Annotated in this window: 20 protein-coding genes and 1 pseudogene; 7 read left to right on the top strand and 14 right to left on the bottom strand. The window is 69.9% G+C overall.

Annotation, left to right across the window (positions count from 1 at the left end; genetic code table 11):
- Positions 1-7: 7 nt before the first annotated feature.
- The 4 genes from ACQPZK_RS19720 to ACQPZK_RS19705 are packed head-to-tail and all read left to right on the top strand — an operon-like array spanning position 8 to position 4,086.
- Positions 8-1,363: an NtaA/DmoA family FMN-dependent monooxygenase gene (locus tag ACQPZK_RS19720; RefSeq protein ID WP_433534411.1), complete on the top strand. Its 1,356-nt coding sequence runs from the start codon at positions 8-10 to the stop codon at positions 1,361-1,363.
- The gene (locus ACQPZK_RS19715; RefSeq protein ID WP_433534410.1) at positions 1,360-1,842 is read left to right on the top strand and encodes a GNAT family N-acetyltransferase; all 483 of its coding nucleotides are present in this window, start codon (positions 1,360-1,362) and stop codon (positions 1,840-1,842) included. The genes ACQPZK_RS19720 and ACQPZK_RS19715 overlap by 4 nt, the downstream gene beginning before the upstream one ends.
- Before the next feature lie 28 nt (positions 1,843-1,870).
- On the top strand, positions 1,871-2,938 hold the full coding sequence (locus tag ACQPZK_RS19710) for an LLM class flavin-dependent oxidoreductase (RefSeq protein WP_433534409.1): 1,068 nt from the start codon (positions 1,871-1,873) through the stop codon (positions 2,936-2,938).
- A 20-nt stretch (positions 2,939-2,958) separates the two neighbouring features.
- Positions 2,959-4,086: an LLM class flavin-dependent oxidoreductase gene (locus ACQPZK_RS19705; protein ID WP_433534408.1), complete on the top strand. Its 1,128-nt coding sequence runs from the start codon at positions 2,959-2,961 to the stop codon at positions 4,084-4,086.
- Between the two features lie 29 nt (positions 4,087-4,115).
- On the opposite strand, the gene ACQPZK_RS19700 is transcribed toward ACQPZK_RS19705, so the two are convergent.
- From ACQPZK_RS19700 to ACQPZK_RS19650, 11 genes are all read right to left on the bottom strand, one after another.
- Positions 4,116-4,988 carry a TauD/TfdA dioxygenase family protein gene (locus ACQPZK_RS19700; RefSeq protein WP_433534407.1) on the bottom strand — a complete coding sequence of 291 codons (873 nt, stop codon included), beginning with the start codon at positions 4,986-4,988 and terminating at the stop codon, positions 4,116-4,118.
- Positions 4,985-5,755, bottom strand: a complete 771-nt coding sequence (locus tag ACQPZK_RS19695) for an ABC transporter ATP-binding protein (protein ID WP_433534406.1) — start codon at positions 5,753-5,755, stop codon at positions 4,985-4,987. The genes ACQPZK_RS19700 and ACQPZK_RS19695 overlap by 4 nt, the downstream gene beginning before the upstream one ends.
- Positions 5,742-6,770, bottom strand: a complete 1,029-nt coding sequence (locus tag ACQPZK_RS19690; protein ID WP_433534405.1) for a taurine ABC transporter substrate-binding protein — start codon at positions 6,768-6,770, stop codon at positions 5,742-5,744. Before ACQPZK_RS19690 ends, ACQPZK_RS19695 begins: the two co-directional genes overlap by 14 nt.
- A 10-nt stretch (positions 6,771-6,780) precedes the next feature.
- On the bottom strand, positions 6,781-7,647 hold the full coding sequence (locus tag ACQPZK_RS19685) for an ABC transporter permease (protein WP_433534404.1): 867 nt from the start codon (positions 7,645-7,647) through the stop codon (positions 6,781-6,783).
- Positions 7,648-7,763: 116 nt separating this feature from the next.
- A complete protein-coding gene (locus tag ACQPZK_RS19680; RefSeq protein WP_433534403.1) occupies positions 7,764-8,579 on the bottom strand; it encodes a maleylpyruvate isomerase N-terminal domain-containing protein in 816 nt (271 codons plus the stop codon).
- A gap of 75 nt (positions 8,580-8,654) precedes the next feature.
- Entirely contained in the window at positions 8,655-9,719 is a 1,065-nt protein-coding gene (locus tag ACQPZK_RS19675) for a methyltransferase (RefSeq protein ID WP_433534402.1), read from the bottom strand.
- A gap of 40 nt (positions 9,720-9,759) precedes the next feature.
- Positions 9,760-11,421: a 2-succinyl-5-enolpyruvyl-6-hydroxy-3-cyclohexene-1-carboxylic-acid synthase gene (gene menD, locus ACQPZK_RS19670; RefSeq protein ID WP_433534401.1), complete on the bottom strand. Its 1,662-nt coding sequence runs from the start codon at positions 11,419-11,421 to the stop codon at positions 9,760-9,762.
- Between the two features lie 20 nt (positions 11,422-11,441).
- Positions 11,442-12,335 (bottom strand): alpha/beta hydrolase, encoded by an 894-nt coding sequence (locus ACQPZK_RS19665; protein ID WP_433534400.1) that lies wholly within the window; start codon positions 12,333-12,335, stop codon positions 11,442-11,444.
- 9 nt (positions 12,336-12,344) lie between these two features.
- Positions 12,345-13,604, bottom strand: coding sequence for a beta-ketoacyl-[acyl-carrier-protein] synthase family protein (locus tag ACQPZK_RS19660; RefSeq protein ID WP_433534399.1), 1,260 nt, complete (start codon positions 13,602-13,604; stop codon positions 12,345-12,347).
- On the bottom strand, positions 13,604-15,247 hold the full coding sequence (locus ACQPZK_RS19655; protein ID WP_433534398.1) for an AMP-binding protein: 1,644 nt from the start codon (positions 15,245-15,247) through the stop codon (positions 13,604-13,606). The genes ACQPZK_RS19660 and ACQPZK_RS19655 overlap by 1 nt, the downstream gene beginning before the upstream one ends.
- A 132-nt stretch (positions 15,248-15,379) precedes the next feature.
- Positions 15,380-15,631 (bottom strand): acyl carrier protein, encoded by a 252-nt coding sequence (locus ACQPZK_RS19650; RefSeq protein WP_433534397.1) that lies wholly within the window; start codon positions 15,629-15,631, stop codon positions 15,380-15,382.
- Positions 15,632-16,838: 1,207 nt separating this feature from the next.
- Here ACQPZK_RS19650 and ACQPZK_RS19645 point away from each other — a divergent pair.
- Positions 16,839-17,468, top strand: a complete 630-nt coding sequence (locus ACQPZK_RS19645; RefSeq protein ID WP_433534396.1) for a VOC family protein — start codon at positions 16,839-16,841, stop codon at positions 17,466-17,468.
- A gap of 483 nt (positions 17,469-17,951) precedes the next feature.
- Here ACQPZK_RS19645 and ACQPZK_RS19640 read toward each other — a convergent pair.
- Positions 17,952-18,278: pseudogene (locus tag ACQPZK_RS19640) on the bottom strand (ADP-ribosylation/crystallin J1); the annotation flags it as partial.
- Between the two features lie 477 nt (positions 18,279-18,755).
- On the opposite strand from ACQPZK_RS19640, the gene ACQPZK_RS19635 reads away from it, so the two are divergent.
- Positions 18,756-20,192: a hypothetical protein gene (locus ACQPZK_RS19635; protein WP_433534395.1), complete on the top strand. Its 1,437-nt coding sequence runs from the start codon at positions 18,756-18,758 to the stop codon at positions 20,190-20,192.
- A 106-nt stretch (positions 20,193-20,298) separates the two neighbouring features.
- Here the strand turns inward: ACQPZK_RS19635 and ACQPZK_RS19630 are convergent, their stop codons facing one another.
- A complete protein-coding gene (locus ACQPZK_RS19630; RefSeq protein WP_433534394.1) occupies positions 20,299-20,688 on the bottom strand; it encodes an OsmC family protein in 390 nt (129 codons plus the stop codon).
- Positions 20,689-21,465: 777 nt separating this feature from the next.
- Here ACQPZK_RS19630 and ACQPZK_RS19625 point away from each other — a divergent pair.
- Complete coding sequence (locus ACQPZK_RS19625; RefSeq protein ID WP_433534393.1) at positions 21,466-21,843, top strand: hypothetical protein; 378 nt, start codon at positions 21,466-21,468, stop codon at positions 21,841-21,843.
- Between the two features lie 3 nt (positions 21,844-21,846).
- On the opposite strand, the gene ACQPZK_RS19620 is transcribed toward ACQPZK_RS19625, so the two are convergent.
- Positions 21,847-23,493 carry a HEAT repeat domain-containing protein gene (locus tag ACQPZK_RS19620; RefSeq protein WP_433534392.1) on the bottom strand — a complete coding sequence of 549 codons (1,647 nt, stop codon included), beginning with the start codon at positions 23,491-23,493 and terminating at the stop codon, positions 21,847-21,849.
- Between the last annotated feature and the right edge of the window lie 173 nt (positions 23,494-23,666).

Here is a 23,666-nt window from a genome sequence, read left to right as displayed (position 1 = left end):
GACCGCCATGCCCAAGCAGATCATCCTGGCCGCGCACTTTCCCGGCGTGAACAACACGACGGTGTGGAGCGACCCCGACTCCGGCAGTCAGATCGATTTCTCCTCGTTCGTCCACCTGGCCCGCACCGCCGAGCGCGGCAAGTTCGACTTTCTCTTCCTCGCCGAGGGGCTGCGCCTGCGCGAGCAGCGCGGGCGCATCCACGACCTCGACGTGGTGGGCCGTCCGGACACGTTGACCCTGCTGGCCGCCCTCGCGAGCGTCACCAGCCACCTCGGGCTGGCCGGCACCCTGAACGCCACCTTCCGCGAGCCGTACGAACTGGCCCGTCAGCTGGCCAGCCTCGACCACCTCTCCGGCGGGCGCGCCGCCTGGAACGTCGTCACCACGTCCGATGCGTTCACCGGGGAGAACTTCCGCCGGGGCGGTTACCTCGACCGTTCCCTGCGGTACGAGCGGGCTGCCGAGTTCGTCCGGACGGCCCGCGAGTTGTGGGAGTCCTGGCCGGCGGAGGCGATCGTGGGGGACCAGGACGGCGGCCGGTACGTGACGGAGGCGGACCCCGGCGCGTTCGCCCACCACGGCGACCAGTTCGACATCGCCGGGCACTTCACCGTGCCGCGTAGCCCGCAGGTGCACCCGGTGATCCTCCAGGCCGGCGACTCGCCAGACGGGCGGGAGTTCGCCGCGTCCAGCGCGGACGCGATCTTCTCCCGGCACGGCACGCTGGAGGACGGCCAGGAGTTCTACCGGGACGTCAAGTCCCGGCTCGCCCGGCACGGCCGCAACCCCGACGACCTGAAGATCATCCCCGGGGTCACCTTCGTGCTCGGCGACACCGACGCCGAGGCGCAGGAACGCGCCCACCACATCCGCCGTCAGCAGGTCAGCCCGCAGACCGCGATCCTGCTGCTGGAGCAGCTGTGGAACCGGGACCTGTCCGCGTACGACCCGGACGGCCCGCTGCCCGCCGAGGACCCGGACGTGAGCGCCGACGCGATCAGCCGAGGCCGGACCGGCATGTACCCGGACCCGATCGCCACCGCCCAGCGGTGGCGGGCACTGGCCGAGGAGAAGGGCCTCGGAATCCGCGACCTGATCATCGAGGTGACCGGCCGGCAGTCGTTCGTCGGCACCCCCCGACAGGTCGCCGACCGGATGAACCACTTCGTCCAGTCCGACGCCGCCGACGGGTTCATCCTGGTGCCACACCTCACCCCGGGCGGTCTCGACCAGTTCGTCGACCAGGTCGTCCCACTGTTGCAGGAACGCGGCGTCCTCCGCACCGAGTACACGGGCACCACGCTGCGCGACCACCTCGGTCTCGGTCCCGCCCGCCCGGTCGGCCGCGTCGGTGCGGCGTGACCACGCCTGTCACGGTCTGCCGCCGGCGCTGGGACGACCCGGACGCCACCGCCCTGCGGTCCGGGATGACCGCCGAACTGCGCCACCGGTACGCCGACCGCCCCGACGACCCGATCCACCTCCCCACGGTCCAGGTGCTCAGCCCGGGCTCGGTGGCGTGGACGGGCGTGGCGTACACGGCCGACGCCACGCCGGTGGGGCACGCCGCGATGCGGTGGCACGGTCCCGACCTGGAGCTCAAGCGGATGTACGTGCCGCCCGCGCACCGGGGGCGCGGCATCGCCGGGAGTCTGCTCGACGCGGCCCGGGAGGCCGCTGGTCAGCTCGGCGCGGTACGGATCGTGCTTCAGACCGGCGACCGCCAGCCCGACGCGGTCCGCCGGTACGAGCAGGCGGGTTACCGGCCCATCCCGGTGTTCGCCCCGTACGACACCCTGCCCTACTCGCGCTGCTTCGCCCTGGCGGTACGCCGCCCATGACCCCCGTGCCGGAAGTGACGGTCCCCGCATGAAGTTCCTGCTGATCACTCTGATCACCCACCTGCCCGACCCGGTCACCGGCCAGCGTCGCAGCACCAGCGAGCGGTTCCGGGAGGTGGTCGACACGGCTGTGCTCGCCGAGGAACTCGGCTTCGACGGGTACGGCGTCGGCGAGCGGCACGAGCGGCCGTTCATCTCCTCCTCGCCTCCGGTGGTGTTGAGCCACATCGCGGCCCGTACGTCCACCATCCGGCTCTTCACCGCCGTCACCACGCTCAGCCTGCTCGACCCGGTCCGCGCGTACGAGGACTACGCCACCCTGGACCACCTCTCCGGCGGCCGACTCGAACTGATCATCGGCAAGGGCAACGGCGCCGCGCAGGCGCAACTGTTCCACGTCACCGCCGAGGACCAGTGGGACCGGAACCGGGAGGGCTACGAGCTGTTCCGGCGGCTCTGGCGGGAGGACCGGGTCACCTGGTCGGGGACGTACCGGCCGTCGCTGACCGACGCCGAGACCTGGCCACGCCCGCTGCAACAGCCCATCCGGGTCTGGCACGGCAGCGCCACCAGCCGGGAGTCCGTCGACCTGGCCGCCCGCTACGGCGACCCGCTCTTCTCCGCGAACGTCACCAACCCCATCGAGCCGTACGCCGAGCTCATCCGCCACTACCGGGACCGCTGGGTCCACTACGGCCACGACCCGGCCGACGCCCTGGTCGGCGCCGGGTCGGCCGGCTTCTACGTCACGCGTACCTCGCAGGAGGCGATCGAGCGGTACCGGCCGATCTTCGACGCCCGGGTCGCCGCGTTCGAGCGGCTCGGCCTGCCGACGGTCTTTCCCACCATCGAGGACGCCATCGAACGCAGCTCCATCCTGGTCGGCAGCCCGCAGCAGATCGTCGACAAGGTGCTGCGCTACCACGAGGAGTTCGGCCACGAGGTCATGCACCTCCAGGCAGATCACGACGGCCTCACCGACAAGCAGCACCGAGAGAGCCTGGAGCTGTTCCAGGCCGAGGTGGCGCCGGTGCTGCGGCGAGAGATCCCCAGTCGCCCCTTCGCACCGGCGCCGGCCGCCACGCCAGCGGTCTGAGAGAGACGGGAAACCCCACCATGCCATCGACGCCACTGTCCGTCCTCGACCTTTCGCCGGTGCCCGCCGGCGGTACGGTCGCCGACGCCCTGCGCAACACCGTCGACCTGGCCCGCCGGGTCGAGCAGTCCGGCTACCACCGTTACTGGCTGGCCGAGCACCACCTCGCGGCGGGCGTCGCCAGCTCGGCGCCGGCGGTGCTCATCGGGCAGGTCGCCGCGGCCACCAGCGTGCTCCGCGTCGGCTCCGGCGCCGTCCAGGTCGGGCACCGCACCGCCCTGTCGGTGGTCGAGGAGTTCGGCACCCTCGCCGCGCTGTACCCCAGGCGGATCGACCTCGGGCTCGGCCGTTCCGGGCAGCGGCGCGTCGAGGCGGCCCGGGCGCTCACCGCGCCCACGAACGTGCCGCCCGTCGAGGCCCGGGTCGTCGACGGACTGCTCATCCCGCCGCCGTTCTCCTACGCCAGCGTGCTCACCTCACCGCGGTTCGCGCTGGCCAACACGCTGCTGCACCAACCGGGCGCGCAGCCGCCGCCCTTCGCCGACCAACTGGCCGACGTCCTGGCCCTGCTGCGCGGCGACTACACCGACGAGAACGGTCTGGACGCGCACGCCGTACCGGGGGAGGGCACCGACCTCTCGGTGTGGCTGCTCGGCAGCAGCGGCGGGGAGAGCGCCCAACTCGCCGGCGCGCTCGGGCTGCCCTTCGCCGCCAACTACCACGTCAGTCCCTCCTCGGTGCTCGATGCCGTGACCGCCTACCGGGCCGCGTTCCGGCCCTCGGCGGTGCTGGCCCAGCCGTACGTGGTGGTCTCCGCCGACGTCGTCGTCGCCGACACCGACGAGACGGCACGTCGACTCGCCGCGCCGTACGGACCCTGGGTGCGCAGCATCCGCAGCGGTGACGGCGCGATTCCCTTTCCACGCCCGGAGCAGGCTGCCGCGCTGCCGTGGACCGACGAGGACCGCCAACTCGTCGCCGACCGGGTCGACACCCAGTTCGTCGGGTCGCCCGGGACGGTCGTCGAGCGGTTGCGCGTCCTGCGGGACGTCACCGCCGCCGACGAACTGCTGATCACCACGATCACCCACGCGCACGGCGACCGGGTCAGCTCGTACGAGCTGCTCGCCAAGGAGTGGCGGGACTGAGGACGTCCGCCTCGCGGTCGACGCGCCGCTCAGATGCCGGAGGAGGGCGGCTGGTCCTGCGGTCCGCGCGGGATGTCCCCGCGCAGGGTGATGCGATGCATGACCCGCCGTTCGGACCCGTAGTCGCGGTTGGCGTAGTGGGCCGTGCTGCGGTTGTCCCAGAGTGCCACGTCGCCGGGGCGCCAGCGGTGTCGAACGATGTGCTCCGGCTTGGTGAGGTGGGCGTAGAGCAGGTCCAGGATGGCCCGGCTCTCGGCGTCGGAGACCCCGACGATGTACGAGGTGAAGCCGGGGTTCACGAAGATTCCCCGACGCCCGGTCTCGGGGTGTACCCGGACCACCGGGTGCTCGACCGGGTCGAGCCGGGACACCGGCTGGCCCTCCCACACGTTGCCTCCGCGTTGGGCCAGGTAGTAGCCGAACTCGCGGGTGCCGTCGTGAACGGCGGTGAGGTTGTCGACGAGCCGGCGTACGGGCTCGCTGAGCGAGTCGTACGCCAGTTGCGCGTCGGCCCAGTTGGTGTCCCCGCCGCTCGGTGGGAGGGTGACCGCGCGCAGGATCGAGCCGAGTGGCGGCCGTTTCATGAACGTGACGTCGGTGTGCCACACGTCGGCGAAGCCGTTGTCGGTGCTGTCCAGGGCGTACACCTCCGGATGGGCCTCGTCGACGCCACCGACGACCGGATGCGAGGCGGTCAGCTCGCCGATCCGGCGGCCCAGGCGCACCTGCGCGTCGTCGTCGAGGCGCTGGTCGCGCAGGAAGAGCACCTTGCGGTCGACCAGGGCGGCGCGGAGAGCGACGATCTCGTCGTCGGTGGCGGTGGCCAGGTTCAACCCGTGCACCAGGGCGCCGAAGTGCGGTCCCAGCGGTTCGAGGTCGAGCTGTACGAGCACGGTCGTCATGTGGATGCTCCTTCGGTGCGGACGGCATGCCCGATCTCGGCGCGCAGCGCGGCGTACTCGGGCAGGCCCCGCAGGTCGTCCGGCGTGACGCCGGTGCGCGGCAGGTCGATGGGCAGGTCCAGGACGATCCGGCCCGGGCGCGGGCTGAGCACCACGACCCGGCTGCCCAGGAAGACGGCCTCGTCCACGCTGTGGGTGACGAACACCGACGTCCGACCGGTTACCGTGCTGACGTCGCGCAGGTCCTCCTGGAGGCGCTCCCGGGTCAGCGCGTCGAGCGCGGCGAACGGTTCGTCGAGCAGCAGCAGTGGGCGGTCCGCGGCCAGGGCGCGGGCGATCGCGACTCGCTGCTGCTGGCCGCCGGAGATCTGCCAGGTACGGCGCTTGGCCACATCGGGTAGGCCGACCCGGGCGAGTAGCCGGTCGACACCGTCGGTGAGCTGCCCGGCGTAGCGCAGGGCCACCTCGATGTTGCCGCCGACGGTCTTCCACGGAAACAGGCGGGGCTGCTGGAAGACCAGGCCGGCGCCGCGCCCTGGGACCGGCGGCGCACCAGCGGTGCGGACCGCGCCGGTGGTGGGCCGCTCGAAGCCGGCGATCAGCCGCAGCAGGGTGCTCTTGCCGCAGCCGGAGGCGCCGACCAGGACGAGGAACTCACCCGCCGGTACGGTCAGGTCGATCGGACCGAGGGCGGTGACGTCGCCGTACGCGTGCTCGACGTCGGTGACGGCGATCGCGGCCGTTCCACCAGCGTCAACCGAGGACATTCGGCAGCCCTTCGGTGTAGATGGCGGCCTGGACGGTCGCCAGGTCCGGCACCGCGTCGATCTTCTGCTGGTCCTTGAGGAACTGTGCCGCGCTGACGAGGTTGTCGGCGAGCTGACCCTTGGCTGCCGAGGTGCCGAGCCATGCGGGGCTGGCGAGGTCCGCGGGCTTGAGGAAGACGCCCTGCGAGAGTTGCCGCTGCGCTTCCTCGGGGCTGAGGTTCAGTTCGACGCCCACCGATTTCGCGGCTGCGGCCGGGTCGTCGTGGATCAGGTTCAGTGCCTGGGACTGGGCTTTACGCCAGGCGTCCACGGCCGCCGGGTGTGCCTTGACGAAGGCGGTGGCGACGACACCGAGGTCCAGGGTGGGCTTGCCGGCGGTGGCCAGTTCGCGACTGGTGACCAGTACGGTGCCGGTCTTCCTGAGTTCGTCGAGCGACGGCAGCCAGGAGTAGGCGGCGTCCAGGTCACCGCGGGTCCAGGCGGCCAGGATGTCCTGCGGTTCCAGGTCGACGATGGTGACGTCGGATTCCTTGACACCGGCGCGGTCCAGCGCGGCCAGCAGGCTGTAGTGGGCGGTGGAGGCGAACGGCGTCGCCACCTTCTTGCCGCGCAGGCCGCTCACGTCGGTGACCCCGGAGCCCTTGCGGGCGACAAGTGCCTCGTTGTCGCCGGCGACGTCGAGCACGAAGGCGACCTGGTACGGGATGTTCAAGGGTGCGGAGAGTCCGCGAGCGACCGGACTGGACCCGATCGCCGCGATGTCGACGCTGCCGGCGACGAAGGCGGTGTTGATACTGGCGCCGGAGTCGAACTTGGTCCAGGTGATCTGGTAGTCGGGCAGCGCCTTTTCCAGCAGACCCTGGTTCTTGACGATGAGGTCGCCGCTCGGAAATGCCTGGTAGGCGATCCGGATGCTCTTGCGGTCGGGGTCGCCGCCGCCACTGGCGGCACCATTTCCGCAGGCGGTGGTGAGCAGTAGGGTGGCAGCGGCCAGCAGGCCCAGAGTCTTGCGCATTATTCTTCTCCTATATCTGGCCGCGCCACGGGATCAGCCGGCTCTCGGCGGTCCGCAGCAGGGCGTCGATGAGCAGGCCCGACAGGCCGATGGCGAAGAGACCGAGGACGACCACGTCGGTCTGTGAGTAGCGTTGGGCGTCGCGGATCATGCCGCCGATGCCGGGTACGCCGTTGATCGTCTCCGCGGCGACCACTGAGGAGTACGCGACCCCGACGGCGATCCGGATCCCGGTGAAGATCTCCGGTAGCGCGTTGGGCAGCACCACGTCGCGGATCACCCGCGCGCGGCCGGCGCCGAGCGCCTGCGCGGCCTCCACCAGCCCGGTCGGTGCGGAGTAGACGGCTGCCGCGGTGGCGACCGCGACCGGGGGCAGCGCGGCGATGGAGAGCAGCCACAGCTTGGGCGTCTCGTCGATGCCGAACCAGATGATGAAGAGGCTGAAGTAGGCCAGGGGTGGGAGCGCCCGGATGAAGGTGACGACCGGTTCGACGACCACCCGGATCCAGCCGACGGTTCCCATGACGACGCCGAGGAGCACGCCGCCGGCGACACCGATGACGGATCCGATCAGGATGCGGCGCAGGCTCACCGCGAGGTGCTCGATGAGCAGGTGTCCGCTGTAACCACGGATGCCGTCGTGGGTGGTCGAGGTCTGAATGAGTTGGTGCCACACCGCACCGGGCGAGGGGATGAAGGTGGGGTTGCTGGTGGCTCGGGCGGCGATCTCCCACAGCCCGTAGAGCACGACGAGGGCGAACAGCCGGAGCAGGATCCGGCGGCGGCGTCCGCCGTGCGGCGCCAGTGCGTCAGGGGTCACCGCCGACGCGCCGATCGAGGTTTCCGCGGCAGGTGGCGCGGGGACCGTGGTAGTCACCTACTTTTCCTACCGTGTAGATAGGAAATGAGCAAGGGGGAGATCGAGGGGTGGGACCGGGGGCGGCGCGGCGATCCCGCCGGCCGATCAATCGTGGTGGTGACCGGCGCGAGGTCTCATGGCCTGCTGAACACCGTGCCGAAGGTGGTGGCGAGCCAGGGCTTGCGGCCGCCGGCCAGCAGTCTGCCGCGGGCGATCTGGCCCCACTGGCCGGTACGACCGAAGCCGATCTCGAGAAACGCGGCGGGGTCGGCGGAGATCCAGCAGTCCGGCCTGGCCTGCGCGGTCGACCTGCCGGTCACCGCGGTCCCGTGGTCGATCTCCACCAGATAGCGCGGGCCGCCACGCAACCTGATCTCGATACTCGCGCGGACGTTCGCGGCGCGTTTCGGGTTCAGGTATCGCGGCATCATCGTCAGTACGCCGTCGAGCACCAGCAACGCGTCCGACCGGTCGATGCGCCACGGCTGTCCGCTCGCCCGCGCGATGTCCAGCCCGTGCACGACCAGTTCGCCGAGCAGCGCCGAGCCCATCGTCGACCAGCTCAACGCGAGGCCGTTGCTGACGATCAGCGGTTGCGCCGGTGGCTCCACGGCCAGGAATCCGGTCATCGCCGGCAGCAGCCGATCGGCAAGCGAGGCGAGGTCACGATCGGGATCGGCACGCAGCTGCGCGGCGTTCGCCTCGGCGTTGCGCCGCGACGGGTGGTCGCCCGCGGCGGGGTTGTTCCGTCCCTGCGCGTACGCGGTGTAGTCGACGAACTCGTTCACCAGGTGCGCCGCGGTCTCGCCGGCGGTCCACTTGAGCCCGGGAACCATGGCGTCCGGCGACTTCGCGGCCCGGATCACCGCTGCCGCGCGGTCAGCGGCTCTGCGGATCGCGTCAGACAGTGCCACTCGTTCGGCATCGGGCGCAGCCTTCATCTCCGGCATGAATCCTCCCTCGTTTCGTCGAGCGTGGACATCGACCACCTGATCGTCCAAGGACGGCGCTGAGTTCCCGGTGTCTCACACCGCGACGGCCTCGATGGCGCTCTCGGCCCGGGGATCGTGTCGGGACGCCGGGTGTACGGCCACCACATCGAAGCCGCTGCGGCTGATCAGCTCCCGGTACTCGCCGTCGGTCCGGTTACGCCCCTCCACCATGGCCAGCATGAGCAGATCGAAGATCTTGGCCTGGCTCGGTCCCGGGCCGTCCGGGACCACCTTTTCCAGCACCACCAGGCGCGCTCCGGGCCGCATCGCCTCGCGTACGGTCCGCAGGATGGCGAGGGCCCTGTCGTCGCTCCAGTTGTGCAGGCAACGCGCCAACAGGTAGAGATCGCCATAGCCGGGCACCCGGTCGAAGAAGCTGCCTTCCACGAGTGTCACCCGGTCCGCGACACCGGCCTCGGCGAAGCGGGTACTCGCCTGCCGGATCGCCTCCGGCAGTTCGAGGAGTACGCCGCGGGTCTCCGGCCGGCCGGTGAGGAGGGCGGCGAGCAGCGCGCCGTCGCCGCCACCGACATCGACGATGGTGCGGGCCCCGCCGACGTCACACCGTGACAGGGCGGCGGGTACCGTCCGATGGCTCCCGAGGGCGGCGTGGAACGTACGCGCGACCTCGGGGTGAGTGGCGAGGTAGGTGTACATGGGCTGCCCGTACGCCTCGTCGAAGGCCGGGGTGCCGGTCCGGACCGCGTGCGGCAGCTCGGCGAACGAGCGGAACACCTCCTCGCCCAGCATGATGGCGCTGGCCCGGGCGGATGCGGCCACGTCGCTGCGTAACAGCGAGCCGGCGCCGGTGAGCTCGAACGTCTCGCGTCCCCGCTGGGTGAAGAGTCCGACGGAGGCCAGTGCCCGCAGCAGGCGCAGCAGCGCGTCCGGATCGGCGCCGCACCGCGCGGCCAGGTTCGGCGCGGTCTCCGGACCGGCCGCCAGCAGGTCGGCGATGCCGAGCTTCGCGACCGTATAGCAGGCCTGGCCCAGCCAGGCCCCGGAGAGCAGGCTCTGTACCAGCGCGGCGTCACTCGGTCGTACCCGTGGCGGGACCGCCGCCACGGTGTGGTCCGGTTCAGCGTGGGAAGTCGACATCATTTTCTCCCAGCGGGCAGACGTGGAGTGGGAGCTCCGCTCACAGGGCCGCTCCGACGGCGGACATGACGGCCACCGCGAGGCGCCGGTGCAGCGAGGCATTGTCCCGGCGATCGGTGACCACCTCGATCAGCCGGGGACCGGGCTCATCGAGCACCGCGAGCAGATCGGCCGTGCCGGCGGCCCGCGTGTACGGCCAGCCGGACGCGGCCGCCACCTGTTCGAAGGAGACGCCGTGCGGCGTACCGAAGAGCATCTCGAAGTCGTCGCTCGGCCGCCGGACCGGGAGCAGCGAGAAGATGCCGCCGCCGTTGTTGTTGACCACGACGATGGTGAGGTCCGGCCGCGGTGAGCCGAGGCCGGTGACGAGCCCGTTCTGGTCGTGCAGCAGCGACAGGTCGCCGAGCAGCGCGTAGGCCCGGCCGCCGCCCTGCGCCTGGTGGGCCAGCGCGGCACCGATCGCACTGGACACCGCTCCGTCGATGCCGTTGAGTCCCCGGTTGGCGAGGATCCGGACGTGCTGACGCGGTCGCATGGTCTGTTCCAGATCGCGAATCGGCATGCTGGACCCGGCGAAGAGCAGCGACCCGTCCGGGATCGTCGCCACCAGGTCGCGGGCGATGCGCGGCTCGCTGAGATCGGTCCGGTCCAGCATCACGTCGAGCGCGCCCGCGGCGGCCTTGTCGGCGTCCTGCCACCGGCGCAGCCAATCCGGATCCCGAGCACGCAGCCTTGGCGTACCGAGCCGGGACAGCACCTCGGTGGCGCCGCGGGTGGGGTCGGCCCAGTCGCCGGACGGATCGACGACGAGATGGTCGCCGGCCTGATCGAGATAGTCGAGAACCGCGAGGTGGACGCCGGGTCGCCCCATCGTGATCACCATCTCCGGCTCGGCCCCCTTTCGGAACTCCCGATGGCTGAGCAGGTCGCCGTACGTCCGGATGGCGTTGGCGCCGTAGCGCGCGCCGCTCTGCGGCTCGGCGAGCAACGGCCACCCGGCCTCCTCGGCGAAGGTGACAGCGGCGTCCGGATCGCTCGCGCCGTCGCCGACGACGATCACCCCGCGGGCGGGTACGTCGAGCGTGCGCGGTGGCTCCGGGACGTGCCGGACCCGGGTCCAGGGTTTCCCCGGTGGGCGCGTCGACGCGAGGAGGGCTGCCTCGTCCGGCAGGGGGGCCGGTGCGTCGTACGGCTCGTGCAGGCCGATGTTGAGATGCACCGGCCCGTGGACGCAGTTGCCGAGGGCCCGGGACACCGCGGATCGCCAGTACCGCACCGTGGCCGTGGTGGGTGGCTCGGTGTGCAGTTCGGTGTAGTGGGGCGTCGCCGTCCCGTACAGCCGTACCTGGTCGGTCGCCTGGTTGGCTCCCGTGCCGCGCAGCGCAGGCAGCCGATCGGTGGTGATGACGACCAGCGGCACGCGGCTGTGCCGGGCCTCCAGCACGGCGGGATGCAGGTTGGCTGCCGCCGTTCCCGACGTGCACACCACGGCGGCGGGGCGGCCGCCCGCCCGGGCGAGCCCCAGCGCGAGGAAAGCCGCCGACCGTTCGTCGATGCGTACGTGCAGCCGTAGGCCCGGGCACCGGTGGACGGCGTGCGCGAGCACCCCGGAGTGCAAGCCGGGCGAGGCGACCACGTCGGTGACACCGCACCGCGCCAGTTCGTCGGCGACGGTGCTGGTCAGGGGATCCGAGAAGTGCACGATGTCCTCTCCGGAGACGATCAGTCGTCGGCGTCGGGCGCCAGAGCCAGCGACGCCGGGCTCGGCGCCTCGTCCACGAACTCGACCACCGCCTGCACCACTTCACGGGCGATGAGAATGCGCTGGTGCCCCAGCCGGTCGGTGACGAGCAGCCGGGCCGGGCCGGCGTAGTCGGCGATGAGCCGGTTCGCGTGATCCATGCCGACCGTGGTGTCGGAGGCGTCGTGGATCACGAGCATTGGAACGCCGGCCTCGGCTCGCGCGCCGGGCGACTGCTGCCCGGCGCCCTGCCCGGCCCAGAAGACCTCCCGCTGTACGCGCCGGCGCAGGCGGCGCACGACCCGCTCGTTGACCCCCAGCCGCCGGTGGAACTCGTCGACCAGGAACCCGAGGTCCGCGACACCGCTGATGGCCACGAGTCTCCGGGTCCGCACACCGTTGCGTACGGCGAGCAGGGCGCACGGCACGCCGTACGAATGCGCGACGATCGCCTCGAAGGTCCCGAAACGTCGCTGCACCTCGTCGATGACGCGGCCGTACTCCGCCACGGTGGTGGCCTCCCCGCCCGAGTGGCCGTGGCCGGGGGCGTCGAAGCTCAGCGGGCTGTACCCGAGGGCGAGCAGCCGGGGAACGAAGGAGGCGAACCGGGACGCCCGCGAGCGCCACCCGTGCAGCAGCAGCACCGGCCTCACGCCGTCGCCCCAGCGGTACGTGACGACCCGCTTCCCCCCGACCACCACGACGTCCCGGATGGCCGACGTGTGTACCTCCTGCTCGGTGACCCGCAGGTTCGCCCGCTTCCAGGTCTTGCAGAAGGTGACGTACGCGCCGTGGCCGGCGAGCGCCGGCGCTATCCAGGACGCGATGTTGAGGCCTGTCCGGACGGACGAGGCGGTCAGTAGTCTCCTGGCCATCGTGGACGGCTATCCCGCGGTACGACGACGGCGCGTGCTGGCCTCACCCATGAGCAGGCTCACGTTGTGGCCGCCGAAGGCGAAGGAGTTCGATATCGCGCTGCGCACCCGGCCGGTGCGCGGCTGCTTTCGTACGTGGTCCGCCTCGCACTCGGGGTCGACCTCGTCCAGGTTGTACGTCGGCGGCAGCACTCCCCGGGACACGGCCAGCGCCGTGAGCCCGGCCTCCACCGCACCTGATCCGCCGAGCAGGTGACCGGTCACCGACTTGGTGCTGCTGATCGCCGGCGGTGCCGTGCCGAAGACCGTGCGCAGCGCCTTGACCTCGGCCACGTCACCCAGCTTGGTGCTGGTTCCGTGCGCGTTGACGTAGTCGACCTCGCCGGGTGGGAGGTCGGCGCGACGAAGGGCCGCGGCCATCGCCTTGGCCGCGCAGGCGCCATCCGGCAGGGGCGTCGTCGGCCGGTACGCGTCGGTCGTGACACCCCAGCCGAGCAGGTCGGCATATCCGGCCGCGCCCCGGGCATCCACGTCGCTGGCTCGCTCGACCACCAGGATGCCCGCGCCCTCGGCGAGCACGAAACCGTTGCGGCGTACGTCGAAGGGACGGCTCGCGGCGGTGGGATCCGGCCACCGCATCGACAGCGCGTGGGCGTGCCGGAAGCTCAGCGAGCCCGTCGGGTTCAGTGGCGCCTCGGACGCCCCGCAGATCACCACGTCCGCGTCCCCGTGCGCGATCAGGCGGAACGCCTCCACCACCGCGTGCGCGCCGGCCGAGCACGCCGTCGACATGGCGGAGCTGAAGCCCCGCGCTCCGTACCGGATGGCGATGCGGGCCGCCGCCATGTTCCCCAGGAAGCCCGGCAGCATGTACGGGCTCACCGCCGTGCGGCCGCGGGCGGCGTACGCGTGGCTCTGCTCCTCGAAGATGTCCAGGCCGCCCGCACCGCTGCTGACGACCACGGCGACCCGGTCGGGGTCGACGTCGGTGCCGACGGTCAGTCCGGCGTCCGCCATCGCGTCCGCGGCGGCGGCGAGAGCCATCAGCACGAACCGGTCGACGAGCCGGCCCTCGGCGGGGGGTAGCACCTCGGACGCGTCGATCTCCGGCGCGAAGCCGGCGTAGCCGATGGCCGGGGCGAGCCGATGGTCGGCGGGCACCTGCCGGATGCCGGACCTGCCGGAGCAGACGGCATCCCACACCGTGTCGACGGCCCGCCCGACCGGGGTGAACAGACCGATGCCGGTGATGACGGGACGCGCGCTCATCACCGCACCACCGCTGCGGCCGCCCCGAGCAGTTCCCCGCTCAGGAGCCGGTCGCGCAGCAACGCCTTGCGCACCTTGCCGGTGGCACCGAACGGCAGCACGCCGTCGTCCGCCGTCAGTACGGCTGTCACGGTCGCCGCCACCGCGGGTTCGAGCGCCGCGGTCACCTTCGCGACCAGGTCCGGCTCCGGCTCGCCGCCGTTCCGCAACGTCAGCAGAATCACCGTACGGACCTCGCCGGGCTCACCGACAGCCACCACCGTGCACTCGAGCACCTCCGGGCAGGAGGCCAGGACGCGCTCCTCGGAGAGAGCGGTGTACACCCAGTTGCCGTCGCCGATGTCGACCGCGTCGACGAGCCGGTCGACGTGGAAGAAGTAGCCAGCCTCGTTCCGGAACACCAGGTCACCGGTGAGGAAGTAGCCGTTGCGGCGGGTCCGGTAGGTCAGCTCCGAGTCGTTCCAGTAGCCGAGCGACAGGGTGGGCGCCTTGATGCCGAGCTGGCCGACCTGCCCGACCGGTAGCTCGCGGGCTTCGTCGTCGAACACCACGGCGTCCGTGTAGACGTGCGGCCGGCCGATGCAACGCCGGTACCGGTCGGTGTCCGGCGTGTGCGTGACGAAGAACTGCGAATGACCCATCTCCGAGGAGCCGAGCCCGTCGATGAAGACCGAACCGGCCTTCTGGGTCACGCCCTCGCTCGTCATCACGTACCGCCGGCCGGCGGCGACAAGGTGACGGATGTGCGGCTCGTGCGCGCAGTCCCCGGTGTTCCACCAGGCCTGCACCGAGCTGAGGTCCCGGGTGGTGAGGTCGACGCCGGCCAGGTCCGACCACGTCGTCGAGAAGCCAAGTACGCTGATCGGGCGCCACTTCTCAATCAGGTCGAGGACGTACGCGCCGTCCTGCCGGGAGCACAACGCCAGCTCCACGTGGTTGCACAGCGCCACGCTGAGCGCGATCACCATGGCCGCGTGCCCGGGCGGCAGGATCACCAGCATCCGGTCCAGCGCCGCCGCCTTCGGCAGGGTCAGGCGGTGCCGTACGGCCGCGAAGAGGCTGTGGTGCGAGTGGGCCACCGCCTTGGGTAGACCTGTGGTCCCGGACGAGTGGGTGATGACGACCGGATCGTCGGGGTGGTGCTGGAACGGCGGTGGCGCCAGCCGCGGGTCGCCCCCGCCGAGCGTCGCGACGTCGACCATCGACTGGCTGGCGAGCCCTCCGTCGCGCAGTGCTCGCCGGTGCGCCGCGTCGGTGACGACCACGGGCGAGGCCAGCCGCTTCCGGATGTACTCGGCGGCGAGACCGCTGTCGAGGTTGCCGTTGATCAGGGCCGGCACGGCGCCGATCCGGGCCAGCGCGAGGAAACTCAGCGCCTGGTCGGCCGCGGCGCGGACGTAGACCGCCACCGGATCCCGCGGCCTGATGCCCAGCCGGTGCAGCTCGGCGGCCCGGGCGGTGACCCGGTACTCCAGCTCGTTCAGCGACATCGGCTGCCAGGCCGGGTGGTCGTCCACCGGGGTGTCGAAGGTCAGCGCCGGATCGTCCAGCCCTTCACCCCGCACGATCAGCGTGGTCAGCAGATTTCCGGTGCCCAGCGCCGGATCCGCGGCGAGCTCGGCCCGCATTTTCTTGACGTCCAATGTCTCGGCTCCCTCGAAGATGTGGTGGGGACGTTCGTCAGCACGGCCGGATGCTTCGCGGGCAGCACGCCGGCACCCGGGTTCGACCCCGCATCTCAATGACGCCCTGCCGGTCCAGAGACGCGGCAGCGGTCACTTCTGCTCCCTGCGCGCGGTGATCTCGTCCGCCAGGTCACCCACGGTCATCATGGCCAGCCGCTCGGCCTCGTCCTCGTCGAATTGCACGCCGTAGGCGTCCTCCACCTGAATGGAGACCTCGGCGACCGCCAGGGACTCCAGTCCCAGACCATTGGCACCCAACGCCGTTTCCCGAGTCACCGAAGAGGTGTCATAGTTCATGTTCTTGAGAGCGTCGACAAGAAACGCGAATACGTCGGCAGACATGCGGATTCCCTTCGGTTGGAATGGCGCGACGGCTTGATTCGGTGTGTCGTTTGTCGGTGAACGTTCGGGTGCCTCGGAGGGCGCGCTGCGCAGGCCCGTCAGCGGACGGCGGCGTTCCGTGCGACGCTGCCCGGTGCGGTTGGAGCGGGACGCCGGTCACTGTGGTCGGCAGGTCCTCCGCGGTGATCGCGGCCAGCACGGCATCGACCCTGACCCGCGCCGGGAGCATCAGACGGACCGGGGCGGCGAGCGCGTACCGCAGCCCACCGACCAGGCTCAGAACAGGGACGACGGAAGCGATCGGCACGACCCGCTCCGCAGGGCGCGGGACGTCGCCGAGTCGCGCATGTCGCCGCATCTCGGCGACGAGACTCGCCGGGGACTTCTCGGCAGCGGCCAAGCGGTCGAGGATCGTGAACTGGGCGCCGGTTCGCCATGCGACCAGCATCGTGGTGAGACCCGCCAGCGAGGGTGGGAGGCAGGGCACCAGAGTCCCGTCGGCGCGAAGCCCGGGCGGCGTGCAGGCGGGTCTGGCGTTCCGCCACCGGGTTGCACAGGGTTGCCCGGGTGATCGGCTGGTCGGGGACCAGGCGGCGCTCGTCGTCGGGTCCGGACCGGAGAAGGCCGTCCACCCGCGGGCTGTCCGGTAGGACCGGCCCGTCGGCCAAGAGTGAGTCAGTATTCATATGTTCCCCGTGTTGTATTAACCTGCATGGATGCGACAAGCCTCGCTGCCTTGCGCTCGATCGCACTAGCGTCGAGCGGCGCGACCCCCATTCGACCGCACAAGATCACATAGGTCAATGCGAATCGACTGTAGCAGCGGCCTTCTGTATGGGTCAACAGTGGACACACATCGGTAAAATCTGGACGCACGCTCGATAAATTAAGAAAGTTGGCGTAAATAAGCGAGCGATCGGGGAGCGGGGGCCCGTCCAGCATCCGGGCCCACCCTCCAATTAAAGGCAAATCGACCGATCGGGTGACAACGCTCTACAAGACATCAGCGATGCACCAGCGGACTCGATCCGGCGTGGAGCCTGCCCCCTCACGCCGTCAGCTGACCCGGCAAGGTGCGCCCCCTTTACGGGGGGCCAGCGCCGCGTACGCTCCTGGGGATGAGCGGACGCCGTGACGGACCGTCCCCGGAGGGGATCGCGAAGCCGCAGTGGGCCTCTGGCCCGCCGTCGACACGTGGTCCGCAAACGTGACGGCGCAGATCACCGCTGGTCGCTTCCACGCCGCTGACGGTGTCGAAGACTGGCGATGTCTCTACCACCTTGCTTCGGCCTACTTCCGGACCGGCTCGCTGCCGGCGGGTATCGCCCTCGTCGAAGAAATCGGTCGGCTCGTCGACCGCGACGAGCAGGAGCACCTGAACCTGGACCTGCGCCATGCCGGCGTCACGGTGTCGCTGTCGCGGCGTGACATCTCATTGGCGCGACGGATATCGGCCGCCGCCCGGGCGCTGGGCATCCCCGCCGACCCCACCGCGGTGCAGCTCATCAACGTCACCCTCGATGCGGCGGTGGCCTCGGACGTGCTGCCGTTCTGGCAAGCGCTGCTGGGGTACCGGCAGATCGGTGACGACTACCTGGCCGATCCGGCGCGGCGGGGCCCCGGATTCGGGCTGCAACCCATGGCGACGGCGCGACCGCAACGCAATCGGATGCATGTGGACATCGCCGTTCCGCACGATCTGGCCGAGGGCCGCATTGCCGCCGCCGTGGCCGCCGGCGGGCGCGTCGTCTCCGACGCGCACGCGCCGAAGTGGTGGGTGCTGGCCGACCCCGAGGGCAATGAGGCATGCATCGCGACCTGGGTCGGACGCGAGTAGCGAACCAGCCAGGGACGCGCGGAGGGTACGAGTGTCCGAGGACGCCAACGGGATCGATCCCGATGTCGGCTAATCGTCGAAGCGGAACTCGAAGGTGCCGGCCTCGATGCTGTCGACGAGTCGGCTGACATCGTCGGTCTGCCGGATGGCGCTGTCCCAGCCAGCGCTGGTGATGTCGGCCAGGAGCACCGGTGCAGGGTCGCTGCGCAGGTCGAGCACGAGTTGTTCACGGGAGCCGTCACCGCCGATGATCGCGATGCCGGGATGTTCGTCGGTGGCGGCGTCCCATGCGTCGTGCAGCTCGAGCATCTCGCGTGGCGAGTTGAGCCACACGTAGGCTCCGCTGGACATCCAACCGCGGCGGAACCACGACTCCCTCTGGAGGTAGGTACGCCAGGCGGCCGGCAGAGCCCGGCCCAGGGCCTTGTCGGCGTCAACGAACTCCTGGTCCTCTACCGGGCCGCGGTACTCGGCCTCCTCGACGATGGCACCGACGATGTGATCGTTGAGGTCGGTGAGTTCCTCGGCGGGGATCCAGTACTCCACCACGTCTCGGCCACCGACCTGGCGAATCTCGTAACGGTCCAGGTACGAACGCTGGACGTCGAATCGGGTCACGTAGCCGACGCCCTCGGCGGGGACGTTCCACTCGCGGGCGATCTTCGTGGCGTACCAGCGATTGAGTACGGGGTAGAAGATCGGCTGGTCAGGCAGGCGTGGTGGCCAGGCCCGCCACCCCGACGCCGCCACGAGGTCACGTTCGGACTGTCCGGTGGGTCGCCAGAGGGTGATCGTGTCGGGGTTGTGGATCGTCTGCTCCTTGCCAATTGTGGTGACGAGATGGCCGCGGCAAGCCACATCGGTCCGGCTCGCTCCAGGACCTCGTGATGATGATGCCTGGCACCGTCGGGCTTTGACAGCCGGATTTGAAGCCGACCGCGGGCGTCGGCAGCGTCCGCGTCGTCGTCACTGGCGGGCTGCCGCCGGTGATGGGCGATCAGACGAATGGCCGGGACATGTTCGAGACTGTTCGGGACTGATCGGAACAGAAACAGCGGCATCGTCGTCTTGAGGTCGACATCGAAACAGAGCTAGCTTCAACCCTCATCGATGAACGGCGTGAGGCGCGAAAGCTTGTTTCGCACCGCGAGATGCCGCTATTGGTCACTCACGACGAAGAGCGCTGAAGCACCGCATGGCGGCCAAATTGCCGATCGGTCTGGTGCAACTGTCAGCCGGATGCCCGATGACACGCCGTGACAATCACCTACCCAAGGGAGGATTTGCATGCTCGGCAAAGGACGCTGGTCTGGGCGCGGTCGCCGACTGGGGTTGGCCTCCCTGCTCGTGACCGCGTTGGTGATGGTGTCGTCCGGGCAGCCGGTCCATGCCGCCAACCTCGGCAGCGAGCCGACCCTGCCCTACGCGCAGCCGAACAACGCCAGCCTGCCCAGAGCGGGATGCGACACGACCGCCACCGATCCGACGAGCCCGCCGGCCAGCAGTCCGGCGGCGGTGCAGGTGATCTATGCGTGGAACAACTCCACCGGGAACCAGTACGCGACGAACGTCGAGCATGCCGCCCGCGTCATGGATCGCGTCGACTGGCTGTTCGACCAGGCCAGCAACTACGACCAGCACGTGAAGGTGAGCTGCCGGTCGACCACCACCAGCACGTACAACCAGTACGCGCAGGCGATGGTGACGCCGGTGAAGATCGACACCACGAACACCGACTTCTGGTCGATCGCGAACGAGCTTTCGGCCAAGGGGTACGACGACAGCAACCGCTGGTACGTGGTTTTGACCGAGTTCCCCGCGCCATCCAACTCGGCGTACTGGTGTCCGACCACGGGGGGTAGCGGCTGCATTTCCGTCGTCGAGGCGTGGGACAGCGGGGTCGTCGGGCACGAGGTGTCGCACCTGCTTGGTGCCGGTCACGCCTACATGGGCGAGCACGTCTGGCAGGACTCCAACGGTAACTGGCAGGCCGAGCAGTACTGCCCCGACATCATGATGTGCTTCGGCGACTGGTGGGCCTTCGACCTGGGCTACCGCCAGAACTACGACCCGAGCGAGACCAGCGCCCGGTTCCATGTGGACAACTATCCGTCGACGACCACGAACAATGCGGCGGTTCACCCGCTGCTCACGCCGCCGGTGTGCTGTGACGTCGGTGCCAACAACGACCTGCTGACCGCACAGGAACGGACCATCGAGGCGCAGACGCCGGGCACCTCGAACCCCACCGGGTTCACCACCTCCGGGTCGGGGGCGGCCATCTCGGTGACACCGCAGGGCTCGTACGCCGGCGTCTCGGCCCGCTACTTCGACAACCGTCGCTCGTTGCAGTTCGTCAGCTCACCGCAGTCGGGCGAGAAGTCGGTCAGCGTGAGCCGTAGGCCGTCCGTGACGGCCGGGCACAACTACAAGTTCTTCGTCCGACTACGCGCCGACTCCGGCACCGCCGCGCTGCGGATGCGGTGGTACAACTCCGGCGGCACGCTGCTGTCCACGTCGCTCGGCAGCTCGTTCGGCCTGACGTCGAACTGGTGGGAGTGGTCCTACGAGGCGGTTGCACCGTCGAACGCGGCCAGCGTGCAGATCTCCGTGGTGGCACCGGCCGGTGGTTCGCAACCGGCGACCCTGACGATGCACGTGGACACCTTGCAGCTGACCGACTGTAGCGCCAACCAGAACTCGCTGTGCCGCCCCACCACCTGATTCCGACTCGGTGATCCGACGGCCTTTCCCCACGACGGGGGAAAGGCCGTCGACCGGTCAGGTTTCTGCCCCGTGTTGGTCTGGACCTGTGCGTCGAAGGGGCGAGTCAGCTTCTTCGTACGGTGGCCCCGGCTCGAATCGCCCGCGGTATCTCGGCGACCTCGTCGACACGGTCCAACAGCAGGGCAAGTTCGTCGCCGGACGCGGGGGAGCTCAACTCGACCTGGTAGGTGATGCCGCTCGATATCCACGTCCGCGTGTCGAAACCTCCCTCGGCCGATACCCGTACCCCGTCGATTCGGATGCCGAGTTCGCCGGCCTCCCGATAGATGTCGTTCAGGACGCAGCCAGCCGCAGCGAGGTGCAACAGGTGCGCTCCGGTGAAGTCCGCCTCGACCGTCACGCCCTCGGGTGTCCAGCGATGAGGGAACGAGATCGCACCACCGTCATCTGATCTGAACGAGCCGGCACTGACCACGACCGCGAATCGCTCCACCGGTTACCTCCGTCCGTCGTGCCTGAGCCGGCAGGCTCATTGTTGACCGGCGTCGACACCACCACCAGATACCGCCACATTCGCCTCTGCCGCTGATGAAGGGGCAATCGTCCCGCATGCTCGCCGGACGGGCGAACGCCATGGTCCCTCATTCTCGGATGCATTCGCCTGGCCCGAGTGTCACACTGCGCCAGTGGAGGGCTTCCGGTGCGCCCGATGTGGGAACACGCTGAGCGTGCCCGTCCGGATGGTGGACCTGCCGGATGGACCACACTGGTCGCTACTGGACTGTCACCACGTGAACCCGCCACTGCTGGACCCCGGCACCTATGCAATCGACGCAGCCGCCTACGGCCGTGATCAGATCGCCGGCACCTTCGTTCTCTCACCCGGCGACGTGCGCGGGACACGCATCGTTCATGGCCTTGTTCGCACCGGCTGCTGGTCGATGGTAGGTTGGGATCCGTCCGTGGCTTGCCGAGACTGCGGTGCCTTGGTCGCCTCACGCACGGATGACTGCGGGGTGGCTCAGGAGACGCGCTTTTACCCAACGATGGTTGTTCGGGAGGCGTGTGACGACGGAGCTGGCCGCGACACTGATCCATTTTCGCTGATCGCCGACTGGGACAGCCCGGCACCCGATAACAGACAACACGCCTGGATTCCCAGGCCGACCCGCCCTCGGCCCGAACTCGTTGCGACGCGCTGGGGGCCAGGCGTGCAGAAGCAGGTCTTCCGAGATGACCCGCCAGCCTGACCGCCTGACAGCATGGCCGTATGCGGCGGCATCCGAGCGAGTTGGCAGTCTCAGTGCTGGCGGGCGCCGACGTGGCGCTCGTGGGCCTCTTCTCGGCGAAGGACAAGGAGTTCGGCCGGAAGCTGGACGTGTTGGCAGCATCCGTGGAGGGCCATGGCGGGCGGGTGGTGAGCCGGCACGTCCAGCGGCGTGGGGTGTCGCACGGCGGTGCGGCCAAGATGGCCGCGCCGCTCTCGCGGCGGACACTGGTCAGCCCAGGCAAGGCGCGTGAGATCGCGCAGGCGTGCCGGGCCGCAGAGGTCGGTGTTGCGGTGTTCGTCAACTCGCTCACGGAACACCAACGAGGTGTCCTCGGCGACATGTTCGGCTGTTTGGTGATCAGCGGGGAAGACCTATGACCACTACTGAGCCGCCTCATCGCCTTCAGGGGCAGTCGAGGCGACTCGCTCTCGCATCACCTGTACGGACAGTGCGGGATTCGCCGCTGCGGACTCGGCCAGTTCATGATGATCGAGCAGCTCGATGATGCGGTCCACCGGTAGTTGAGGGCACGCCGCCATCGCGTGTCGCACTGACGCGTCGGGGTCGTGAGTGAGTCGATCGACGAGCGACGGATCCGCCTCCGGGTCGAGGGCGATGAGCCGTCGGACCGCTGGATCCTGGTCGTCGGCGTACCCGGCCAGTGTCGCGACCGGGAAGTTCGGCAGAGCCAGCAGCCGACCACGGTCACATCGGCGGTGCTCGTCCTCGCGGAACACCCGCAGCAGAAGTTCGGGCGGCGCGGCCGGATGGTGGTGGGCGAGGAGGGCTCGTACGTTGGGATCGGGGTCGTCGACGAGCATGGCGACGACATCGGCGGGTAGTCGCGGATCGACTGCGGCCCGCCGGCGCAGCAGTGGGTTGACCGACGTGGCGAGCCGCACCGATTCCGCCGGCGGTGGCAGTGATTGAGGCGGCAATGCCGAGCGAATGTGCCAGCAGTGGTCGGTTCGGCGGTCCCATGGTGCCGTGGTCACGTCGATGTCGATCGCCGCGCGGTCCATTTCGCTGAGCGCGGGATGGATGGAGACGGCGGTGCGCACCGACACGTCCGGGTCCGCGGCGAGCCGCGCCAGCTGGGTGCGGGTCAGGTCGTCGCGCTGCGCGAGGCTGCGCCGGACGTCCGCCGACGGGTGGTCGAACAGCGCCTCGACCACCTCCGGCGGCAGGGTCGGGTTGGTCGCCATCGCGTCGGCGCCCTGCCTGCCGTCCCGGTCGGCGAGCACGTACTCGATCAGCGCGGGGGAGAGCCGCAGGTCGCTCAGCATGCCCCGGTACGCGTACCCATTGGCGGGCAGGTCGGCAGGCTCCTGTACCCGTTCCCGCTCGGCGTGGAAGTGGACGGTCGCCGCCCTTACCTCCGGTACGTCGTCGTGCAGCAAGGCTTCGCGCAACTGCGCGCGGGACGTCTCGTCCAGGCTGCCGAGCAGTTTGACCGCGGCGGCGCGTACGAGGGGTTCCGGGTGGGTGGCGACGGATCGCACCGCCCGCCGGTCGCGTATCCCGACCTCGATCACCTCGCCGTGTAGCTCGGCGGGCGTCATGAGATCACGCCGGAACTGCTTGACGAGCCGGTCCAGGTACGACATGAACGCGCCGTCCGGCAATTCCAGGTCCGGATCTTCAAGGAGGAGTTCGAAGACGCGACGCTCGGGATCATCCAGGAGACGGAGCCGGATCGCTGGATCGACGTGGGGATTGGCCGCGAGCGCGCCGCGTACTCGGGCTATGGGATGACGCGTCGCCGCCGCGACGACCGCGGGCGGTAGGTCGGCCCGTCGCCGGAATGCTGCCGGAACGGCCTCGGCGTGGTTGTCGAGCAGACGCAGGAGCACGTCGATCGGTGCCGCTGGATTACCCGCCAGGCCCCGTGCCACCGGATCACCGGCCGGCCTGTCCAACCAGAGGTTGCCCCGGACGTAGACAACCCTGGGGGTGCCTGGGAGGCCGTCGCTCGTCGGGGAGTCGGCGGCCGGCCAGAGTGCGGTCCAACAGTTTTCGTTGATCACGACGAGCCAGGGTATGGCGGCGAAACCGCAGGTCAACAGGGCTTTTCGACCGACTGACAACGATCTGGCTTCGTTGTAGGCTGAACGTGGCGTTGCCCCCTGCTGTTTCCGCGTGCCGGATGATGCGAACTCCCTGCGCCTTCGCTGGGCGTTCCTGGGGCCGCTCCTCGCCA

Origin of the sequence: Micromonospora sp. CA-249363, assembly GCF_050950185.1 — a bacterium.
Classification (GTDB): domain Bacteria; phylum Actinomycetota; class Actinomycetes; order Mycobacteriales; family Micromonosporaceae; genus Micromonospora.
The sequence above is the reverse complement of the archived record's forward strand: the minus strand, read 5'-3'. Positions and strand labels throughout refer to the sequence as shown.

Bases quoted from the DNA above. Each gene is read 5' to 3' on its own strand.
- ACQPZK_RS19705 (WP_433534408.1), top strand. From the start codon at position 2,959: ATGCCATCGACGCCACTGTCCGTCCTCGACCTTTCGCCGGTGCCCGCC.
- ACQPZK_RS19675 (WP_433534402.1), bottom strand. From the start codon at position 9,719: ATGTCGACTTCCCACGCTGAACCGGACCACACCGTGGCGGCGGTCCCG.
- ACQPZK_RS19680 (WP_433534403.1), bottom strand. From the start codon at position 8,579: ATGCCGGAGATGAAGGCTGCGCCCGATGCCGAACGAGTGGCACTGTCT.
- ACQPZK_RS19710 (WP_433534409.1), top strand. From the start codon at position 1,871: ATGAAGTTCCTGCTGATCACTCTGATCACCCACCTGCCCGACCCGGTC.
- ACQPZK_RS19695 (WP_433534406.1), bottom strand. From the start codon at position 5,755: ATGTCCTCGGTTGACGCTGGTGGAACGGCCGCGATCGCCGTCACCGAC.
- ACQPZK_RS19720 (WP_433534411.1), top strand. From the start codon at position 8: ATGCCCAAGCAGATCATCCTGGCCGCGCACTTTCCCGGCGTGAACAAC.
- ACQPZK_RS19650 (WP_433534397.1), bottom strand. From the start codon at position 15,631: ATGTCTGCCGACGTATTCGCGTTTCTTGTCGACGCTCTCAAGAACATG.
- ACQPZK_RS19700 (WP_433534407.1), bottom strand. From the start codon at position 4,988: ATGACGACCGTGCTCGTACAGCTCGACCTCGAACCGCTGGGACCGCAC.
- ACQPZK_RS19665 (WP_433534400.1), bottom strand. From the start codon at position 12,335: ATGGCCAGGAGACTACTGACCGCCTCGTCCGTCCGGACAGGCCTCAAC.
- ACQPZK_RS19660 (WP_433534399.1), bottom strand. From the start codon at position 13,604: ATGAGCGCGCGTCCCGTCATCACCGGCATCGGTCTGTTCACCCCGGTC.
- ACQPZK_RS19625 (WP_433534393.1), top strand. From the start codon at position 21,466: ATGCGGCGGCATCCGAGCGAGTTGGCAGTCTCAGTGCTGGCGGGCGCC.
- ACQPZK_RS19635 (WP_433534395.1), top strand. From the start codon at position 18,756: ATGCTCGGCAAAGGACGCTGGTCTGGGCGCGGTCGCCGACTGGGGTTG.
- ACQPZK_RS19690 (WP_433534405.1), bottom strand. From the start codon at position 6,770: ATGCGCAAGACTCTGGGCCTGCTGGCCGCTGCCACCCTACTGCTCACC.